This window comes from Cytobacillus stercorigallinarum (assembly GCF_014836495.1).
Classification (GTDB): domain Bacteria; phylum Bacillota; class Bacilli; order Bacillales; family Cytobacillaceae; genus Cytobacillus; species Cytobacillus stercorigallinarum.
Map to the genome: position 1 here is coordinate 55,273 of NZ_JACSQT010000012.1, position 16,913 is coordinate 72,185.

Annotated in this window: 18 protein-coding genes; 7 read left to right on the plus strand and 11 right to left on the minus strand. The window is 37.2% G+C overall.

What is annotated here, in order from left to right; all coding sequences use genetic code 11:
- The first annotated feature begins 54 nt into the window (after positions 1-54).
- A complete protein-coding gene (locus H9655_RS18915; protein WP_341069826.1) occupies positions 55-1,074 on the plus strand; it encodes a potassium channel family protein in 1,020 nt (339 codons plus the stop codon).
- On the opposite strand, the gene H9655_RS18920 is transcribed toward H9655_RS18915, so the two are convergent.
- Entirely contained in the window at positions 1,071-1,478 is a 408-nt protein-coding gene (locus H9655_RS18920; protein ID WP_191816850.1) for a YugN-like family protein, read from the minus strand. The genes H9655_RS18915 and H9655_RS18920 overlap by 4 nt on opposite strands.
- A 291-nt stretch (positions 1,479-1,769) precedes the next feature.
- Between H9655_RS18920 and H9655_RS18925 the strand changes: the two genes are divergently transcribed.
- Positions 1,770-4,118 (plus strand): peptidase G2 autoproteolytic cleavage domain-containing protein, encoded by a 2,349-nt coding sequence (locus tag H9655_RS18925; protein WP_191816812.1) that lies wholly within the window; start codon positions 1,770-1,772, stop codon positions 4,116-4,118.
- Positions 4,119-4,300: 182 nt separating this feature from the next.
- On the opposite strand, the gene H9655_RS18930 is transcribed toward H9655_RS18925, so the two are convergent.
- The 3 genes from H9655_RS18930 to yugI form a co-directional block, all read right to left on the minus strand.
- Positions 4,301-5,650 carry a glucose-6-phosphate isomerase gene (locus tag H9655_RS18930; protein ID WP_191816813.1) on the minus strand — a complete coding sequence of 450 codons (1,350 nt, stop codon included), beginning with the start codon at positions 5,648-5,650 and terminating at the stop codon, positions 4,301-4,303.
- Between the two features lie 243 nt (positions 5,651-5,893).
- Positions 5,894-7,057 carry an iron-containing alcohol dehydrogenase gene (locus H9655_RS18935; RefSeq protein ID WP_191816814.1) on the minus strand — a complete coding sequence of 388 codons (1,164 nt, stop codon included), beginning with the start codon at positions 7,055-7,057 and terminating at the stop codon, positions 5,894-5,896.
- A gap of 194 nt (positions 7,058-7,251) precedes the next feature.
- Positions 7,252-7,656 carry a S1 domain-containing post-transcriptional regulator GSP13 gene (gene yugI, locus H9655_RS18940; protein WP_095372077.1) on the minus strand — a complete coding sequence of 135 codons (405 nt, stop codon included), beginning with the start codon at positions 7,654-7,656 and terminating at the stop codon, positions 7,252-7,254.
- A gap of 191 nt (positions 7,657-7,847) precedes the next feature.
- Between yugI and H9655_RS18945 the strand changes: the two genes are divergently transcribed.
- Both H9655_RS18945 and H9655_RS18950 read left to right on the plus strand, forming a co-directional pair.
- A complete protein-coding gene (locus H9655_RS18945) occupies positions 7,848-8,132 on the plus strand; it encodes a helix-turn-helix domain-containing protein (RefSeq protein ID WP_191816815.1) in 285 nt (94 codons plus the stop codon).
- Positions 8,133-8,325: 193 nt separating this feature from the next.
- Positions 8,326-9,150, plus strand: coding sequence for an alpha/beta fold hydrolase (locus H9655_RS18950; protein WP_318245521.1), 825 nt, complete (start codon positions 8,326-8,328; stop codon positions 9,148-9,150).
- Between the two features lie 25 nt (positions 9,151-9,175).
- Here H9655_RS18950 and H9655_RS18955 read toward each other — a convergent pair whose 3' ends face one another.
- A complete protein-coding gene (locus tag H9655_RS18955) occupies positions 9,176-9,439 on the minus strand; it encodes a DUF1871 family protein (RefSeq protein ID WP_191816816.1) in 264 nt (87 codons plus the stop codon).
- 88 nt (positions 9,440-9,527) lie between these two features.
- Between H9655_RS18955 and H9655_RS18960 the strand changes: the two genes are divergently transcribed.
- Positions 9,528-10,697: a MalY/PatB family protein gene (locus H9655_RS18960; RefSeq protein ID WP_191816817.1), complete on the plus strand. Its 1,170-nt coding sequence runs from the start codon at positions 9,528-9,530 to the stop codon at positions 10,695-10,697.
- Positions 10,698-10,735: 38 nt separating this feature from the next.
- On the opposite strand, the gene H9655_RS18965 is transcribed toward H9655_RS18960, so the two are convergent.
- The 4 genes from H9655_RS18965 to H9655_RS18980 all read right to left on the minus strand — a co-directional run bounded on the left by H9655_RS18965 (position 10,736) and on the right by H9655_RS18980 (position 13,254).
- Positions 10,736-11,305 (minus strand): GNAT family N-acetyltransferase, encoded by a 570-nt coding sequence (locus H9655_RS18965; RefSeq protein WP_191816818.1) that lies wholly within the window; start codon positions 11,303-11,305, stop codon positions 10,736-10,738.
- Between the two features lie 259 nt (positions 11,306-11,564).
- Positions 11,565-12,125, minus strand: coding sequence for a superoxide dismutase family protein (locus H9655_RS18970; RefSeq protein WP_191816819.1), 561 nt, complete (start codon positions 12,123-12,125; stop codon positions 11,565-11,567).
- Positions 12,126-12,235: 110 nt separating this feature from the next.
- Positions 12,236-12,445 (minus strand): hypothetical protein, encoded by a 210-nt coding sequence (locus tag H9655_RS18975; RefSeq protein ID WP_191816820.1) that lies wholly within the window; start codon positions 12,443-12,445, stop codon positions 12,236-12,238.
- Between the two features lie 68 nt (positions 12,446-12,513).
- A complete protein-coding gene (locus tag H9655_RS18980) occupies positions 12,514-13,254 on the minus strand; it encodes a peptidylprolyl isomerase (RefSeq protein ID WP_191816821.1) in 741 nt (246 codons plus the stop codon).
- 147 nt (positions 13,255-13,401) lie between these two features.
- On the opposite strand from H9655_RS18980, the gene H9655_RS18985 reads away from it, so the two are divergent.
- A complete protein-coding gene (locus H9655_RS18985; protein ID WP_191816822.1) occupies positions 13,402-13,782 on the plus strand; it encodes a kinase-associated lipoprotein B in 381 nt (126 codons plus the stop codon).
- Positions 13,783-14,021: 239 nt separating this feature from the next.
- Here the strand turns inward: H9655_RS18985 and kapD are convergent, their stop codons facing one another.
- Positions 14,022-14,636, minus strand: a complete 615-nt coding sequence (gene kapD, locus H9655_RS18990) for a 3'-5' exonuclease KapD (RefSeq protein WP_191816823.1) — start codon at positions 14,634-14,636, stop codon at positions 14,022-14,024.
- A 499-nt stretch (positions 14,637-15,135) separates the two neighbouring features.
- Between kapD and H9655_RS18995 the strand changes: the two genes are divergently transcribed.
- Positions 15,136-16,476, plus strand: a complete 1,341-nt coding sequence (locus H9655_RS18995) for an amino acid permease (RefSeq protein ID WP_191816824.1) — start codon at positions 15,136-15,138, stop codon at positions 16,474-16,476.
- A 174-nt stretch (positions 16,477-16,650) separates the two neighbouring features.
- Here the strand turns inward: H9655_RS18995 and H9655_RS19000 are convergent, their stop codons facing one another.
- A complete protein-coding gene (locus H9655_RS19000) occupies positions 16,651-16,854 on the minus strand; it encodes a hypothetical protein (protein ID WP_191816825.1) in 204 nt (67 codons plus the stop codon).
- Positions 16,855-16,913 lie beyond the last annotated feature (59 nt).

Here is a 16,913-nt window from a genome sequence, read left to right on the forward strand (position 1 = left end):
TTCATTTATTGGTGAAAATCGTTTATGAAAATGTTTTTTCACCTATACTAAATAATACTATTTTCTAGGGGAGTTTATAAAATGCCACATTATCTGTATTCTTATTTCACTCGCTTACCATTGGTCTTTCGTATACTCATCATGGCACTGATGACAATTATCCTTTTTGGCGGTTTTGTTCACTTATTAGAGCCAAATAGTTTTCCCACTTGGTTTGACGGTATTTGGTGGGCTGTCATCACTGCATCAACTGTTGGATATGGTGACTATGTTCCTCACTCTGTTGTCGGTAGAATAGCAGGAATTGTCCTTGTTTTGACAGGAGCAGGTTTTATTGCTTCTTATTTCGTCGCATTGTCTACTGCCGCTGTCGCTAAGCAAAATGACTATATTCAGGGGAATTTTCAATTTAAAGACCATGATCATATTATTGTCATTGGTTGGAATGCTCGTTCGAGAGAAATTTTGAAAACGATTTGTAGCTATGTTAATAGCGTACCCGTCACATTAATCGATGAAACATTGGAGGAAAATCCACTGCCCCATGAAAACCTTCATTTCGTTAAAGGGAATCCACAAAGAGATGATGTGCTCATGAAAGCAAGTGTGATGGACGCTAGACAATTGATTATTACAGCTGATCAAAACAAAGATGAACATCAAGCAGATATGCACAGTATTTTGACTTTAATTGCTATTAAAGGGTTGAATCCAGCTTTGCCTTGTATTGTTGAAGTCCTTACTACCGAACAGATGAAAAATGCGAAACGAGCAGGAGCAGATGAAATCGTGCAAACGAACTTATTAACAAGCTTTGTCATGATTAGTAGTCTTACTTCAAGGGAAATGGTTACTGCATTTCTCAGTTTACTAAGGCAAATGGATCAAAGGAGACTAGGGATTGAGCCCGTATTGACAGACCATATTGGGGCCAATTTTCGTGATGTGAGCATTAACTTAATGAATGAAGATATATTGATTCTTGGTGTCAAACGGGGAGATGAGATGATTATTCACCCCCCTCACCCATTTTCACTTCAGGCAGAGGACTTGCTTATTACAATAAAAAATTAATATTCTAAAATCCTCTCTAATTCTCCAACAAGTTCGTGACCTATAGCTACGTATTTTTCGGTAACTTCTCCGTCTTTATCAACTGGTGATTGAAATTGATTAAATGAGGCAGAGAAATTACCGATATTGGCATTATTTTCATCAATATTGCTCTCGTAAATATGTGACAAGAGGTAAGGTGTTCCCAATTCTACTGTACAATTGCTCGTATCTAATTGACCATCTATGGACTTGAAGGGTATACGTAAGAAATGATACCCATTGTTCGTATCAATTTTGTAATCAAACGCACCATGGTCGTAATCCCAATTTCCTCCGATTGTATAACCCATTGGTTTTAATAATTGCTCTAGTTTAAACAAGTGATATTGCTTTCCCTCGATATTAGAATGAATTTCTCTCATTGCTTTCATTCCTTTCATCATCATATTTGCGCTTAGTTTTACCATTTCCCCTCTCACTAATACTCGCCCTTTTCACTTCTTTCTTTTAGGAGAATCTCATTTACTCCAAATAATTACCCAATTATTCATTCGAGATAAATAACTAACCTAAAGGGACAAACACACAATCGGGATAGGATCTTAACTCATAAAGTAATAGCAGAACCCAGGGAAAATGTATACAAATTGTTTTATTTTTATATGCCCAAAAAGTTTTTATTTTTTTACCAGTATGGAAGGAGTGATTTATCAATGCCAGAATGCAATCGCAATGCGAATGGTGCCTGTTCTGATGCAGGTGGAATAAATACAGTTGCAAACGGGGAGGCTGCTCACGCGGAAGGGAATTCAACGACTGCTGATGGTAATGCTTCCCATGCAGAAGGATTTGAAACATTAGCTACTGGAGTCGCTTCTCATACGGAAGGGAGCCAAACTAATGCTATTGGTACAACGGCCCATACGGAGGGGTTTCAAACCGTTGCTGTTAGTGACGCTGCTCATGCGGAAGGGAGTTTAACCACTGCTGAAGGTGAGTCCTCTCATGCGGAAGGGTATAATACTTCAGCTAGTGGAGCTGCCTCTCATACGGAAGGTTCTAGTAATTCGGCAACGGGTGATACTGCTCATGCGGAAGGATTCAAAACTATTTCTGCTGGTAAAGCTAGTCATGCGGAAGGCGTTAATACCGCTGCCATGGAATTAGCTGCTCACGCGGAAGGCCTAAACACTTTATCAACTGGGGAAGCTAGTCATTCTGAGGGAATAGATACGCAAGCTGCAGAAAGTGCAAGTCACGTGGAAGGATTGACTACTTCTGCGCTCGGTGTTGCTTCTCATGCAGAAGGAAGCTCTACCCAAGCAAATGGCGTTGCTTCTCATGCGGAAGGGTTTAGTACAACTACTATTGGTGATGCTTCTCATGCAGAAGGGAACTCAACTAGAGCTATCGGATCTGCTTCTCATACAGAAGGGTTTGAAACTGTTGCAAGTGGGGAAACAGCACACGCTGAGGGAAATACAACCGAAGCCTCTGGATATGCTGCTCATGCAGAAGGCCACCAAACGGTTGCAAGTGGCAATCAAGCACATGCGGAAGGAACACTCACCTCAGCCAGTGGTCTTAGTGCCCATGCAGAAGGGAATACAACAACTGCTAGTGGTGATTACACGCATGCGGAAGGGGTAAGAAATACCGCCTCTGGCGAAACCGCTCATGCTGAAGGAATGGACACCGAAGCGAGTGGCTTTGTTTCTCACACAGAAGGAAGAAACACAGTTGCAAATAATTCTTACGCTCATGCAGAAGGATATTTAACGACTGCATCTGGCTCCACTTCCCATGCAGAAGGTGGTAGCAGTGTAGCATCCGATAGTTTTGCACATGCGGAAGGCCTTTTTACCCAAGCAAGCGGCTATGTTTCTCACGCAGAAGGAAGTTCAACTGTTGCTTCAAATGCCTTTACCCATGCAGAAGGAATTGAAACGACAGCAGCAGGATACGCTTCGCACACCGAAGGATCTCTTACAAGAACAGAAGGGATAAGCGCCCATGCTGAAGGATATTCAACGCTAGCAAGCGGGGATTATTCCCATGCTGAAGGAAGCGGAACCACCGCGAGTGGGAACTATGCACATGCAGAAGGATTCAATAATGTCGCCTCTGGTTATGGAGCCCATGTGGAAGGTGGAGTGAATGCAAGTAACGCTTCTTTACCTAATACTGCTTCTGGTAATAGTTCGCATGCTGAAGGTTACGGAACCACTGCAAGCGGTACAGGTGCTCATGCAGAAGGATTAAATACCCAATCTGCAGCGAATGCCTCACATGCTGAGGGTGTCAATAATAACGCGACGGGGCAAGCTGCTCATGTAGAGGGACAAAATAATGTAGCCCAAGGTGTCTTTTCTCATGCAGAAGGATTTCAGAACATAGCTACAAACATCGGCTCGCACATAATGGGCCTATATGGAGAAACAACAGACGATTACTCTTGGCATGTCGGCAACGGAACAAGTGCTAACAGCAGAGGTTTAGCTGCGCTACTCCAAGGATCTACAGGAGATTTATATATCGATGGCACACTTCATGAAAATGGCGCTGACTATGCTGAAATGTTTGAAACGATTGATGGAAACAGCATTACACCAGGTAGATTTACTACATTGCAAGGTAAAAAGGTGAAAATAGCAACTAGCAATGACACTTATATTTTGGGCATTACAAGTGCTGCTCCTGCCATTAAGGGTAATGCCGCTGAACTGCATTGGCATAATAAATATCTAAAGGATCAATGGGGCCGCATTCAATATGAACAAATCCCAATTGACCCAAATGATGAGAATCTCGCAAAGCTAATGCGACAAGCACCAAAACTAAACCCAGCATACGATTCACAACAATCTTATATACCAAGAAGCAGACGTGAAGAATGGGTAACCGTTGGTCTACTCGGTCAATTATTAGTTACTGATGATGGTAGTTGTTCAACTGATGGTTACTGTTTACCGAATGATGAAGGGATTGCCACATTTTCAGAAACTGGTTATCGTGTGATGGATAGAATAAGTTCTAATCAGATACTAGTCATGTTTAAATAAGCGAATCATTTTTATGGTGTTGGCAAGTACGATGGAAGGACCAATGGTTAACGTGATATTCACATTCTTAGGTCAACTGTTCATCTTAGGAGAGACCTTTGATACCAACATCTCCATTAGAAATCATTTCAAAACTAAATGAACTCGCCACCCCGTGCGAGTTCATTCTTTATTTTATTTCGTTATTTCAAGCGTTCTTCAAGCTCTTTTTTCTTCTCTTCAAAACCTGGTTTCCCAAGCAAAGCAAACATATTTACTTTATATTCCTCCACACCAGGTTGGTCAAATGGATTCACACCAAGTAGATATCCGCTAATAGCGCAAGCTTTCTCAAAGAAATAAACAAGATAACCAAAAGTAAATGCATCCATTGCTGGAATCGTTACAATGAGGTTAGGTACATTCCCATCTGTATGGGCAAGCATTGTCCCTTCGAATGCTTTATGATTCACAAAATCAACCGATTGACCAGCTAAATAGTTTAAGCCGTCCAAGTCATTTTCTATTTTTTCTATCTTCACTTCATGTCGTGGTTTCTTCACTTTAATAACCGTTTCAAATAAATCTCTTCTACCTTCTTGCACATATTGCCCAAGTGAATGGAGATCGGTAGAAAAGTTGGCAGATGAAGGATAAATACCTTTTTGATCTTTTCCTTCACTTTCACCAAATAATTGTTTCCACCATTCAGAAAAATATTGTAACCCCGGCTCGTAATTAACAAGCATTTCAATTGTTTTTCCTTTATTATAAAGAATATTTCTGACAGCTGCGTATTGATAAGCGATATTTTCTTCAAGGTTGGCAGAACTTAACTCTTTACGAGCGACTTCAGCCCCCTCCATTACTTGAGTAATATCAATATTGGCCACTGCAATTGGTAATAAGCCTACAGCCGTTAACACAGAGAATCTTCCGCCAACATCATCTGGAATGATAAATGATGCGTAGCCTTCTTCATTCGCTAATGTTTTTAAAGCGCCCTTTTCTTTATCAGTAGTAGCATAAATCCGTCTTCTCGCTTCCTCTAGGCCATATTTCTCTTCTAATATTTTTCGGAATAATCGAAAGGCAATCGCTGGTTCTGTCGTTGTTCCAGATTTGGAAATCACATTAATAGAGAAATCTTTATCCTCTAGTAAATCGATGACATCATGAATATAACTAGAGCTAATATTATTGCCAACAAAAACGATTTGAGGTGTGTTTCGTTTTTCTTTAGAAAGAGCATTATAAAAACTATGTTGTAACATCTCAATGGCAGCTCTTGCGCCAAGGTAAGAACCACCAATTCCGATTACTAAAAGAACATCAGAATCTTCCTTGATTTTTGTTGCTGCCTGTTGAATTCTTGCAAACTCCTCGCGATCATAGTTTTGCGGTAAATCTACCCATCCTAAGAAATCATGACCTGCACCTGTTTTACTTTTAATAGCGGTATGCGCTGCTGTTACCGCTTCCTTTAAATATGATAATTCATGCTCACCAAAAAAGCTGAACGCTTTCGTATAATCAAACTGTATATGAGTCATCGTTTTTCCTCCGCTTATGTAATTCATGAATCAATAGTCCTCTACCACTTTATCGAAAGACAAGGAATTTTTCAAGAATCAGTCTTTGCCAATGGCGGTTTGAACAACCATTTTAATCGTTTAATCATTTCCAAAATAAGGTTTAGTGCATGAATTATATTATAAACAGATTAATTCTTTTATCTTTTTCAACAATCCCATAGATCCTATAAAGAAAGCTCTCGCTTCACGAGAGCTTCTTACTTATAATGCTGAACGATAGATTGAAAGAACATCCTCTTTATCTAATACTTGAAAACGACCAAAAGGACCATTATAAACGGCTTTATTTGCCATATCTTCTAGCTTACTATCATCTATACCATAATCTGATAATTGTTCTGGCGCATCAATACTGTTCCAAAATAGTCTTAAACGGGCAATTCCTTCTAATGCGACTTCCTCATCTGTCTTGCCTGTTGGATCGACTTCAAACACTTTTATTGCTAATTGTTTCATTCTCTCAGGCTTTGCATGTAATGTATGCTTCATCCAATGAGGGAATAAAATGGCCAGACCGCCACCATGAGGAATATCATAGACTGCTGATACGGCATGTTCGATATTATGAGTTGCCCAGTCTCCTCTATAACCCATATTGAGAATGCCGTTTAATGCCATGGTACCGCTATATAAAATGGTTGCACGGTGCTCATAATTTTCTAAATCATCTATTAGTTTCGGGGCTGTATCCATTATCGTTGTTAAGAGAGATTCACACATACGATCTTGAAAGTCCGTGTTTTCTTCTAAATGGAAATAATGTTCAAGTACATGAGACATCATATCAACTATGCCATAAATTGTTTGGTCTCTTGGTACTGAATATGTATGTGTTGGATCTAAAATAGAAAATTGAGGGAATACAGCAGGGCTTCCCCAAGACAATTTTTCATGTGTTTCCCAATTCGTAATGACCGCCCCTGAGTTCATTTCAGAACCGGTAGCAGCTATTGTAAGTACGGTACCGAATGGAATAGCTTCTTCCACTCTTACTTTATCCGTCACCATTTCCCAAGCATCACCAGCAAATTTCGCTGCTCCAGCAATGGCTTTTGTACAATCGATGACACTTCCTCCACCAACAGCTAGAATGAAATCAATCTCTTTCTCGCGGCAAATATTGACACCTTCACGCACAGAAGAGACACGAGGATTTGGATCCACCCCACTTAGTTCATACACTTCTGCATCCATTTTCTGTAACTCTTTCATCACCTGATCGTAAAGACCGTTTCTTTTAATACTTCCGCCACCATAAACGACCAACAGCTTACGGCCAAAAGGAGAAATCTCTTCACTTAATTTACTTAGTTCACCTTTACCAAAAATCAATTTCGTTGGATTCCAAAATGTAAAATTCTCCATTCTATCACCTTCCTTTTTTGTTATTATCATTTTTTTTACTAAGGATTGCAAAGAATACATCTTTTTTTATTTATTTTAAAAAATAAAACAAATGATTCTCTATATTCTCTCTTCCGATGAACGAAATGATTCTTTGTTTCGACAAAAAAGACACCGAGAATTTCCCGGTGTCTTCTACCTGAAGCTGAACTAGCTTATTTTTTAATTAAATCTTCACGTTCAGATTGTGCAATCCACTCTTGCAACTTATCTTTTAGTGTATTGAAACCTTGGCTACCATTATCCTCTACTTTTTGCGCTACAGGATTATTTGGGCGTTTGCGAGGTTTTTTCTCTTTTTCTGTTGGAGCTGGCGCTTCTTGTGTTGCACGGATAGAAAGGCCGATTTTTCCAGCATTTTCATCAATAGAAAGTACTTTTACTTGCACTTCATCTCCAACACTTAAATGTTCATTAATATCTTTAACGAAGCCATGAGTAACTTCTGAAATGTGAACAAGTCCTTGTGTATTTTCATCTAATGCAACAAAGGCACCATAAGGTTGAATACCTGTTACTTTACCAGTAATCACGCTGCCTACTTCAATTTTCTCTGACATGGGAACACTCCTAATTATTAATATTTTATCGTTTATATACGCAATAAAAAATTATATCATACTCTATTGCTAATATCAAAAGTTAAATGGATAGTCAATAAATAGCCATAATTAATTAACGAAATGTTCACACAATTAACGAGTGAAAAAGTTAAATGGTGGTAAAATTAAATATAGAAGGGGTGATAAAAATGAATCACATTGGTGAAAATATTCGCTTAGTCCGTGAACAACATGGGTTAACAAGATTAGAACTTGCAAAAAAAGCGCGGGTAGGTAGGGCAGTAATCGAAAGATATGAGTCAGGTAGTTCCACCCCAGATACGCTAACAATCCTCAAGCTATGTACAATATTGGACATCCCAGTATCAACTATTACAAACCAACAAGTTGACCTTCAAAATCAGAATGAGTTCCATCATACGATGCTTCATCAACAGGATTTTAATGAAAATAGTTTCCATTCTTACGTATAAACATATAGATTTTCGGCAAGGCTTGTATTGTAAGTCTTTCTAGAATTCCCCCTTTGTTGAAGGCAATCTGTTATAGGATTGCCTATTTTTATTTTTTGTCGCAAATACAGTGTTTCTCCTTGTAAGCAATGGCCATGAATGATATGACTTAAGAGCAACACCTTACATAACCGTAAAGAAATGAGGACAACCATTGCCAAACGAAAAAATGCTTCTAAATGGAAATGACTTTTATTATGAATATTACCCACACCCAACCCCTAAACGATCATTTGTATTATTGCATGGGTTTCTTTCTTCCAGCTTTAGTTTTCGCAAGCTCATACCATTGCTACAAAAAGAAAATACAGTACTCACAATTGACCTTCCCCCATTTGGGAATAGCGGAAAAGCGAAAAAGTTTACCTACTCTTATGAAAATATTGCTTCATCGGTTATTTTACTTCTTGAAAAATTATCTATTCAACAAATGGTGATGGTCGGGCATTCAATGGGAGGACAAATTTGCCTAAACATTGCTCATCAAAGACCTGACCTGCTTGAGGCTGTCGTCTTATTATGCAGCTCTTCTTATCTACCGAAAATGCCGGCAAAGTATGTTTACGCAAGTCGCCTCCCTTTCTTTTCTCTTTTTGTAAAAAAGTATCTTGAAAAATCAGGGGTAGAAAAAAACTTAAACAACGTTGTTTATGATAAAGAAATGATTGATGATGCCATGAGGAATGGTTATTTAGAACCTTTTTTAAACAAGGATATATTCTATTCTTTAGCGAGAATGATACGTGACCGGGAGGGAGATTTGGATGAGGACTTATTAAAAACAATTATCACTCCTTGTTTACTCATTTGGGGAGAGGCGGACAAGGTAGTCCCCCTCTCTATCGGTCAAAGGTTACAGAGAGATCTACCGCATAGTGAATTACATATCCTTAAACAAGCAGGACATCTTATTCCCGAAGAAAAACCTGAGGAGATTGTAGCAATTATCGAACAATACTTACAGAAAAAAAGAGAATGAATGGATTGAGATCATTTTTATTCCTTCATTCAATCTCGCAGGAACTATTACTTTTTATCACCAGGAGCTTATTTGCATATTTTTTACATTGATCGAGAGGAATTACTTCATCAAAAGAGAATTCATAGGTTGCTTGGATATAACGGGCTAATTCATCAGTATCGTCAACAGTTTGGACCATTTGGAGGATATCCGCAATTTCCGTATCGTAATTGCCAGTACCGACATGAAACGGGTCCCAATCATTTAAACAATCTACTAACAAAAGATTCATTTGTTGTGTATTCATTATACATTCACCTAATTATTTTTCATTTATGTTTACATATCTTATCATATAGATAGAAATCGATAAATAAAGAAATGGTGGGATAGAATTGGAAAATCAATATTTTCATGAAATTTTTGATCGTAAAAATACGTCATCAGTGAAGTGGGAAATGACCAAAATGGTTTTTGGAGAAGAAGACGTCCTACCAATGTGGGTCGCAGATATGGATTTCAAACCGCCTAAAGAGGTAACAAATGCACTTCAAAAACGTTTAAATCACGGAATTTATGGGTATACATTTGCTTCCCCATCCTTACCAAAAGCAATCAAGGATTGGGTAAGTGCACATCACGGCTGGGATATTCCCCTGCAATCCATATTATACAATAGCGGTGTGGTTCCTTCCTTGGCAGCGGCTGTACAGACCTATACAGAAGAAGGGGACAATATATTAATACATACCCCTGTTTATCCGCCATTTACAAATGTCATTGAAAGTAATCATCGTAAAGTTTTACGGTCTCCATTAAAGCTTGTCAATGGACATTACAAAATTGATTTTGATGATTTTGAACAACAACTTAAAAAAGGGGCGAAGATGTTTATTCTCTGTAACCCTCATAATCCAGGAGGGAATGTATGGTCAAAAGAGGATTTACAGCAGATCGGAGACCTATGTATCGCTTATGATTGTTTAATCCTATCGGATGAAATTCATGCGGATCTAGTCTATAAGCCAAAAAAACATGTGGCTATTGCCAGCTTAAGTGAAGAATTGCGAGATCAGACGATTACATGTATTGCACCAACGAAAACTTTTAATATTGCTGGGTTGCAAGCATCAGCCCTTATCATTCCCAATGAGACATTAAGGAAGAAATTTGCAGATTTTCAAGCAAAACAAGGCTTCCATCAGTTATCCATTTTTGGAATGATCGGTATGGAAGCTGCCTATATTTATGGAGCAGATTGGTTAGAAGCTTTACTCTCTTATTTACAACAAAATATCCAGAGTGTAAAAAGTTTTATAGAAAAGGAATTGCCTGATATTAATGTCATTGAACCAGAAGGGACGTATTTAATCTGGCTAGATTGTCGTCAACTCGGCTTAACTGATGAGGACATTCAGCAAAAGCTTGTAAAGAAGGGGAAACTTGGATTAGAGCCAGGACCTAAATACGGCCCAGGTGGAGAAGGGTTTGTCCGTATGAATATTGCCTGCCCTCATGACTTACTTATGGAAGGACTTCACCGTTTAAAAACAGCTTTTTCTTAAATAAAAACATGTCGGAAGAACTATCTCCGACATGTTTTTTATTTTAATAAATTCTCTATATGCTTTTTTGTTTCTATCCAATCTTCTATTGTCACACTATACATCACTGTGTGACGAATTTCTCCATTCCTGCGAATCATATGATTGCGTAATACCCCTTCCTTTTTCGCACCAATTCTCTCAATTGCCCTTTGTGATTGGAGGTTCTCGTGGCCTGTTTTTATTTGTACTCGATTTAATTTCAGTTCTTCAAAACAATAAGATAATAAAAGGTATTTACAATTTGTATTGATTGCACTGCGCCAATACTGAGGATGAAGCCATGTTGATCCGATTTCTAACTTTTTATGGGTAAGATCCACATCTAAAAACCAGGTGCAGCCAATAATTTGCTGCTCCTTTTTATTAAAAATAACAAAAGGGAACTCTCTTCCTTCTTCACGCTTTTTGATACCTGATTCAACATATGTAACGACGTCATTATATTGAGTTAAGTCCACTGACATATGTATCCAAATTGACTCCTCTTTCGCTGCCTTACTTATCCCTTCTATATGACAAGTTTCGAGTGGAACCAGTTGTACTACACTATTTTCTAATACCTTCATAAAACTCCTCTCCTTTAACCTATTAAAGCATATTTACAGTCAAATAATACAGGTTTTTACTTAATATTCTTAATTTTATTTCCGAGTTGATTTTCATTAAATTTATTTCATAACTTATGACAGACTTGGCTCATTTTAATCGGTTACTGCCATTTCCATCGATTAACAAGCCTAGTTTTTTATCGTTCTCTCAACAATGAAAAAAAGAACAAATCCATTCCATTAGAATCTGTTCTTTCTTCCATGCCTATAATGATGATTAACTTTTACTATTTTGTGCTTCTTTCTGCTTTGGTTCTTTGTCTTTTGAAATCACTCCACATGCAATTCTTTCTCCTGAATCGCCAGAAGGCTGTGTTATGCCATCATCGTTTTTTTCATCAATGACAATAGATGTACCATCTTTTGTTAATAATGACGACTTTTCATCTTTCATTGTAACCTCAGCTGCAACTAAATCCGTCTTCACTTTCCCATCATCTTCCACAATAATATTAGGTAAATCCCCCGCATGATGACCATCTTGATTCAGTAAACCATGATCTTTATCTTCGGGATTAAAGTGATTGCCAGCCGATTTAAAGTCAGGTGCCTCACACTCACCTTTCTCATGGATATGAATCGCATGATCCCCTGGTGGCAGACCCTTTAAATCTAACCCTACCTTGACCCCACTGGCCTGCTCTTCTAATTTAACTGTACCAAGAGAATCCCCAACTGCATTAAACATTTCTACATCTACTTTTTTTACTTCCTGTTCTGTACAACCCATTAATAAAACAGATAGACTAAATAATAAATAAACCATCTTCTTATTCATAAAGAAAGCCTCCAAAAAGAAAATCATGCCCTTAGCTTTTCCCAATCAAAAAAAAATACAACCACTACTCAAAGTGGTTGTTGAAAAGTTTACAAACATGAAAGTCGCCTTCAATCAACTGAAGAATTTTTACTTTTTTGTTTTAATTGATTTTCGAGTTCGCGTGTTTTTTCACTCTCTTTTTTTGAGTGGTGAATAAACCATCTCATTGCCAATGCAGCTAAAATCATAAAGGCAACTAACCATATAACGGCCGGAATATATTCTGTCTTGTCTTCAGGAAAATAAAGAAATAAAGAAAACACATAAGTTTGAAGCACGGCTATGTTCCTTTCTTACCTTCGTTGGATATCCTTATTATAACAGTCGATGTAATCTATACCAACCTTTATTCGATGACTTGTATTTTCTCAATAATCACGTCTTCTACTGGTTTATGGTTTTCATTTACTTCCACTTGTGCAATTTCATCAACAATATCCATCCCATCTATCACTTGTCCAAAAACAGTATGACGCCCATCTAGCCATGGCGTCCCACCATTTTCCACATAAGTCTCAATGATGTCAGCTGGATATTCATTATCTTTCATTTGTTGTTCTAGGCCATCCCCTAATGTTGTATTCTGAACAATAAAGAATTGGCTACCATTTGTATCAGCACCTTTGTTAGCCATCGATAATGCACCGCGAATATTAAATAATTGATTGGAGAACTCATCCTCAAAGAATTCCCCGTAAATACTCTCTCCACCAAGACCTGTACCTTCAGGGTCTCCCCCTTGAACCATAAACTCTTCCATCACACGATGAAAGATAACCCCGTCATAATAGCCTTCTTTACTATGGGTGATAAAGTTTTCTACTGTCTTTGGTGCAATATCCGGAAAAAGTTTAATCGTGATTTCGCCTAATGATGTTACCATCTTAACCACTTGCTCATTGTCCCCTACTTCATTTGAAAGCTGCGGGAAATCCTTTACTGCATCAGTTTCACTTGTGTTCTTTTGCTTTTTTTCTTCTGTTTTCGACTCGTCCACTTTTTCAGCATCAGTTGTATCGTTATTCTCACCACAACCAGCAAGTAATAAAAGAAGAGTGGCAAATAAAACGAACCATTTTTTTCTCATTTTCTCACTCCCAAACATATGTATTGTACTACCATTATTTTTAAAATAAACCATTTTGTAAAGAGCCTATCTATCTGTTTTATAGATTGTCTTTCCCTTATTTATCCTTCATAATAAAAGAAAGATCATTTGTCAGGGGGTACATCAATGAGTGAATTAAAGATCGGAGATAAAGTTACCGGAATATACAAAACCGGGAAATATATCGGAGAAATCACAGACATCCGTCCGCAAAATTATTTAGTAAGGGTCTTAGCAGTCCTTAAACACCCTACACAAGGTGATTTACATCATCCAAAAGAAGTAGACGGTGTTTTCTTTCAAGAAAGAAGAGCATTGGCCTACAGAGAACAAACAAATATCCCTTTAAAAATGGTGAAACCTTTTACGGAAGAAATTCCCGACTATCAAGCTTCTCTTCAAGAAGCGATAGAAAAAATGCGCACGGACTTACTTAGCAAAAGCACACCATGGGCAGAAAAAAGCTTAATGAACTTAACATCATTAGAAAAAGACTATTTTAGATAATATTTTACAATGCCCCCTGAATAATAGTGATTGTTCAGGGGGCTTGTTTATATTTTCCTTTATACACTGAACTGTTTTACTGCTGTCATTAATACCCCTATTATTAATGCGAGCTAGTCCCGAATATGGTTAGTGATGGTGTTGATATTCGCTGTTTAGAATCAACTTGATCACTTCTTTGATAACCTATAGAAAACGCAAAAAGTCAAAAAAATAAGACCCAAGTTTACTTTGAGTCTTTACACATGCTGTTTTAACACTTTCGAGAAATCTATGACATCACCGATAGTAGCAGGCTTTGGCTTTTTTAAATAGCGCTTATCTTTTTCAACGAGCTTAAAGATTTGATAAGTCGTTAGGGCATCATCCAATGCTTTATGATGCTTACCCGTGCCTTCTTTTCCATACTCTTGCACCGCCTTCCATAAACCTGTCTGATTCTGATTGCCGAAGAATCTTTTATACTCCATTGATAAATCTATTTCTTTACCATCAAAAGGGAAAGGTAATTTCGTATGTAGGCAATTATTACGGAGCACCTTCATGTCCATATTTCCCCATGTCACAATATGCAAAGCGTTTTTACTTTGTATTTTCCTTAACTGTTCTAACATTTGTTGAAAAGTTATTCCTTCATCCACCTGTTGTTGAGAGATTTTCAAAAACGTGCTACACCTTTTAGATAAATGAGGATATTTGATCGGTTTTACAAAAGATGAAAACTGTTCAATAATTTTCCCATTCTCTACTAAAATATAACCGACTTCGATGATTTCCGGATAAAACCCTTTCCAATTCCGCTCAGGCATTGTAAATTCAAAGTCAATAAATAAGTACCTCATACCTTCCACCATTTACGCCCCCCTTTGTGATATTCATAAGAAAAGCTTCTATTTGTTGGTGCAACTCCTTTATTCTTATTATAACATGCTATTTTTTTATTTTTCAGTTATTCATATTGAAATAACTAATCTCAAACTTACTCAATCATATTTCGCGATTGTCCAAAATATGTATTGTTTCGTTTAAATAAGCGTGTTACAGTACCTTCTTTTGTCCGATTGTATTATTTCTTTATAATTTTACCGTCGAGGAAAAATAACATTTTTTGTAAAATTTACTCAAGGTACTTTGTATCATTTTATATGATTGTGTGCTATAACAACTTGATTTAAGATCTCTCAAATATATAATAGAATTCATACACAACTTATTGTATTTATTAAAGGTTAGTAGTAAATTTATAATATTGAAATAATTAACAACACGAGAAATGCAGGCAAATGTTAAAAAGATGGACAATCTTTTAACAATTACACACATTTGTCATTATTGTACAGAGAGGGGTTTAGTATGGCTAAGCAAGAGTTAAAGAGAGATTTAAAGAACAGACATGTTCAGTTAATAGCCATTGGAGGAACGATTGGGACAGGCTTATTCTTAGGAGCAGGTAAATCGATTCAGATGGCTGGACCTGCTATTTTATTCGCCTACATAATGATTGGGATACTTGTATTTTTTATCATGAGGGCATTAGGTGAGCTTTTATTATCTAACTCTGATTATCAGACTTTTACCGATTTTTCCATTGATTATATTGGTCCTTGGGCCGGGTATGTGACTGGCTGGACTTATTGGTTCTGTTGGATCATGATTGGGATGGCAGATATCATTGCTGTTGGCGTGTACATGCAATATTGGTTTGATATACCCCAATGGATTCCAGCCATCATTTGTTTAATCTTGTTATTGACGCTCAATTTACTAACAGTAAAACTTTTCGGAGAAATTGAATTTTGGTTTGCATTAATTAAAATTATTACCATAATCGCTTTAATCATTATTGGTATCATTCTTTTAGTGATAGGATTCCAAACAGATTATGGAACTGTCTCAGTAAGTAATTTATGGGAACATGGTGGTATGTTACCAAACGGCATAACCGGCTTCTTGTTCGCTCTTCAAATGGTTGTTTTCGCATTTGTAGGTGTTGAATTAATTGGTGTAACGGCTGCAGAAACTGAAAATCCAAAAAAGAATATTCCATCTGCCATTAACAAAATACCACTGCGTATTCTCATTTTCTATATTGGAGCATTATTCGTAATCTTAAGTATCACACCATGGACAGAGCTATCTGCTTCCAGTAGTCCGTTTGTTTCTGTGTTTGGTTTAATAGGTATTCCGGTTGCTGCAGGTATCATTAATTTTGTTGTTATTACTTCCGCAGCATCAGCAGGTAATAGTAGTTTATTCTCAACAAGTAGAATGCTATATACTTTAGGTAAAAATGAGGATGCACCGAAAAAACTTGGGAAAGTAAATAAAAACCATGTACCAAGTAATGCACTTTTTGTTTCTACAATCATCGTTGCATTAGGTGCGTTACTAAGCTATGTCATTCCTGATCAAGCATTCACGGTTGTTACAACTATTAGTACAATCTGTTTCTTCTGGGTATGGGGGGTCATTCTTGTTTCTCATATTCGTTATACAAAAACTCGACCGGACTTGCACAAGGCATCTACATTTAGAGCTCCACTGACACCTTTTGTGAACTATGTAGTCCTTGTAGCTTTTGCCGCTATACTAGTAATCATGTTCTTTTCAGATGACACACGAATACCATTAGTGCTTACACCTATTTGGTTTATTGCTCTATTTATTGCTTATCGTATTCGACGAAAAAAATAAATAAAAATTGGCTTCTTAGTCATGCAAAAACGAACCAATTCTTTTACACAATAGAATTGGTTCGTTTTATTTTATGAGTATCATTAGTCTCATAATTGAGAGCCTCTCCCTTCAGCAAATCCATTGGGTTATTATTTCAGTAACTTTAACCCTTTCTCAACAAATGCTAAGCTTTTATGAGACACTTCTGATTTTAACATATTCTCTTGGTGCAAATTCAGTCACACCTGCTTCAATTTCTAGGTCACTCCATTCACTTTCATATCGATTAGATTGTTCGGTTTTAAACTTACTTGTCATTTCTTTTGCTTCAATTAACCAAACACTAAAGAAAATGGCAAAGAAAATCCCTAGAGAAATGATTATTTTTCCATACATATACAAACCACCACCTAAAAGTAGTTTGTATATTTATTCAAAAATTTATTCCTTCAAAA

What these genes read in the sequence shown, in the direction of transcription:
- H9655_RS18920 (WP_191816850.1), bottom strand. Translation starts at nt 1,478, where the DNA reads ATGAGAGAAATTCATTCTAATATCGAGGGAAAGCAATATCACTTGTTT.
- H9655_RS18925 (WP_191816812.1), top strand. Translation starts at nt 1,770, where the DNA reads ATGCCAGAATGCAATCGCAATGCGAATGGTGCCTGTTCTGATGCAGGT.
- H9655_RS18930 (WP_191816813.1), bottom strand. Translation starts at nt 5,650, where the DNA reads ATGACTCATATACAGTTTGATTATACGAAAGCGTTCAGCTTTTTTGGT.
- H9655_RS18935 (WP_191816814.1), bottom strand. Translation starts at nt 7,057, where the DNA reads ATGGAGAATTTTACATTTTGGAATCCAACGAAATTGATTTTTGGTAAA.
- yugI (WP_095372077.1), bottom strand. Translation starts at nt 7,656, where the DNA reads ATGTCAGAGAAAATTGAAGTAGGCAGCGTGATTACTGGTAAAGTAACA.
- H9655_RS18945 (WP_191816815.1), top strand. Translation starts at nt 7,848, where the DNA reads ATGAATCACATTGGTGAAAATATTCGCTTAGTCCGTGAACAACATGGG.
- H9655_RS18955 (WP_191816816.1), bottom strand. Translation starts at nt 9,439, where the DNA reads ATGAATACACAACAAATGAATCTTTTGTTAGTAGATTGTTTAAATGAT.
- H9655_RS18965 (WP_191816818.1), bottom strand. Translation starts at nt 11,305, where the DNA reads ATGAAGGTATTAGAAAATAGTGTAGTACAACTGGTTCCACTCGAAACT.
- H9655_RS18970 (WP_191816819.1), bottom strand. Translation starts at nt 12,125, where the DNA reads ATGAATAAGAAGATGGTTTATTTATTATTTAGTCTATCTGTTTTATTA.
- H9655_RS18980 (WP_191816821.1), bottom strand. Translation starts at nt 13,254, where the DNA reads ATGAGAAAAAAATGGTTCGTTTTATTTGCCACTCTTCTTTTATTACTT.
- H9655_RS18985 (WP_191816822.1), top strand. Translation starts at nt 13,402, where the DNA reads ATGAGTGAATTAAAGATCGGAGATAAAGTTACCGGAATATACAAAACC.
- kapD (WP_191816823.1), bottom strand. Translation starts at nt 14,636, where the DNA reads ATGGTGGAAGGTATGAGGTACTTATTTATTGACTTTGAATTTACAATG.
- H9655_RS18995 (WP_191816824.1), top strand. Translation starts at nt 15,136, where the DNA reads ATGGCTAAGCAAGAGTTAAAGAGAGATTTAAAGAACAGACATGTTCAG.
- H9655_RS19000 (WP_191816825.1), bottom strand. Translation starts at nt 16,854, where the DNA reads ATGTATGGAAAAATAATCATTTCTCTAGGGATTTTCTTTGCCATTTTC.